The sequence below is a fragment of the Actinomadura sp. GC306 genome, from assembly GCF_004348665.1.
GTDB lineage: Bacteria > Actinomycetota > Actinomycetes > Streptosporangiales > Streptosporangiaceae > Spirillospora.
In genome coordinates this window covers 1-1,972 of the sequence record NZ_SMKM01000494.1, presented here as the reverse complement: position 1 = coordinate 1,972, position 1,972 = coordinate 1, and the positions used below count along the sequence as shown (strand labels likewise).

1 protein-coding gene and 2 pseudogenes are annotated in these 1,972 nt (G+C 78.4%); all 3 read right to left on the bottom strand.

What is annotated here, in order from left to right:
* Window positions 1-443: pseudogene (locus E1200_RS32950) on the bottom strand (hypothetical protein); the annotation flags it as partial.
* Between the two features lie 115 nt (window positions 444-558).
* On the bottom strand, window positions 559-1,659 hold the full coding sequence (locus E1200_RS32945) for a sigma-E factor regulatory protein RseB domain-containing protein (RefSeq protein WP_131956541.1): 1,101 nt from the start codon (window positions 1,657-1,659) through the stop codon (window positions 559-561).
* Window positions 1,656-1,972: pseudogene (locus E1200_RS34240) on the bottom strand (hypothetical protein); the annotation flags it as partial. The pseudogene E1200_RS34240 and the gene E1200_RS32945, both read right to left, overlap by 4 nt.

Sequence of the window (1,972 nt, the reverse complement as noted above, 5' to 3'; positions counted from 1 at the left end):
AACCCGGGGCGGGGACGGTCCTCGTCCGCGGGGGGCTTGCCGAGCTGGACCGGCGGCGGTGGCTGCGGCATGTCGCTCGGCGTCCCGTCCTGCAGCGGCACCTCCTGCGGCCCCATGCCGGCGGCGGGACCCTGCCGGGACAGGACGTCCTCGCTGGTGTCGGGCGGCCCGTACGAGGAGTCCGGCGGCGCGAACCCGCCCGCCACGAGGCGGTCGCCGCGCTCGGGCTCGTCGGCGGCGTCCTCGGCGGCGGCGCCCTGCGCGGCACCGGCCGCGGAGCCCGGCTCCGGTTCGGGGTCGTCCGCAGGCTGCCCCTGGGGGATCTCCCGGTCGGTCACCGTCTCGGGCGGGGCCGCCGCCTCCGGCCGTTCAGGCTCCCGGCCGGGGACGACGCCGTCGTCCTCGCCCGCCGCCCCGCCCGGCCCGCGGTTGTCTTCCGTCATCCCCATCTCTCCTACCGAGCATGGTCCTGGTCATCCGTGCTCATCGTGCCCGCGAAGGCATGTGAGGAGCATAAGACCTTCTGTAGATGCGCTCGCCCATAAGTGATCATCTCGTTCAGTCGAACGGGTTCACCGCGGCGGCGAGCCGGCGGGCGCCGCGCGACAGCCGCGGCCAGAAGGGGTCGGCCTCCCGGGGCAGGTGCGCCGCGACCGCCTCGGCCGTGCTGCGCGGGGCGTCGGTCAGCACCGTGACCACGTAGCCGTCGCCCGCGGACACGGCCCAGTGCCGCAGCGAACCGGCACGGTACACCGTCCGGCCGCGTTTGACGATCTTCTTCCAGCCGGCGAGGCCCCGCTCGTCCAGGGTGCCGGGTTGCACGAACACCGAGACGGCGGCGAGGCCGTCGGAGTAGCTGAGGTGGACGGGGCCGCCGCCCGCCGGGCGGCGGGCGTCGTGGAGGGTGAGCCGTCCCGGCAGGTCGGCGGGGACGGGCCAGCCGAGGCCGCGCAGCTCGTCGAGGTCGGCGCCGTCGAGTTCGTCGCCCCACAGGGCGGTGCCGCCGGCGGGGAGGTCCCCGCCGGTTCCGGGCAGCCGCGCGAGCCCGTTGCGGGGGCCGTCGAGCACCGCGGGCTCCGGCGCGGGCTCGGTGAAGCTGATCTCGCTGAAGCCGGTGCTCACGACGGCGTGCCCGGTGGCGTCGATCAGCTCGCGGTGGAGCATCAGCCCGGTCTCGGCGTCGATCCAGAAGCGCCCGGCGGGGCTGCCGTCGGCGCGGCGGGCCTCGACGACGCGGGCGCGCCGGCCGCAGGCGGCGGAGTCCTCGGCGCGGACGACCGAGTAGTTGCGGGTCAGCAGGTCGAGCGTCTCCGGGGTGAAGCCGGTCGTGTCACCGGCGGCGGACTCGGGCCGGTAGCCGCGCCGGGCGGCGCCCGCCCGGTAGCGGATGCCGTCGCCGGGGACGTGCGACACCGACACCCGGGACGTCGTGGAGCGGCTGCGGCTCGCCGTGGTGAGGAACCGCCGGCCCTGGTACGGGACGCGGCTCGCGGCGTCGGCGGCGGCGCGCAGCAGCGCCACCGCGCGCGGGTCGCTGCGGACGTCGCGTGCCGCGGCCGGTTCGCCCGCGAGCGCCGCGGCCAGGGCGAGCGCCCCCGCGAGCCCGCAGGCGAGGACGGAGCGGCGCCGCCCCCGGCCGAGCACGGCCCACGCGCTCACGGCCCCGGAGCGACCGGGACCCGCGAGGACGGGTCGGTGAGCGGGTCGGTCAGCGGCGCGTCGCCGGCGGTCAGCGCGTGCTCGACGGCGAAGCGGTCGAAGGCGGGCGTGACGCTCGGCGTCTCCTGCCGCCCGCCGGCGCTGTAGGAGGCGGCGCCGAGCCCGATGAACAGGGTGGCGGCGCCGAGCACGAGGTAGCGGCGCCGCTGCTGGGCGGGCAGGACGGCGGCGTGCCCGGGGCGCCCGTGCGGGTGCGCGGCGGGCCGGGCCCCCATCGGGCGGGCCGGCCGGGCCGGGCGGCCGGGGTGCCGCG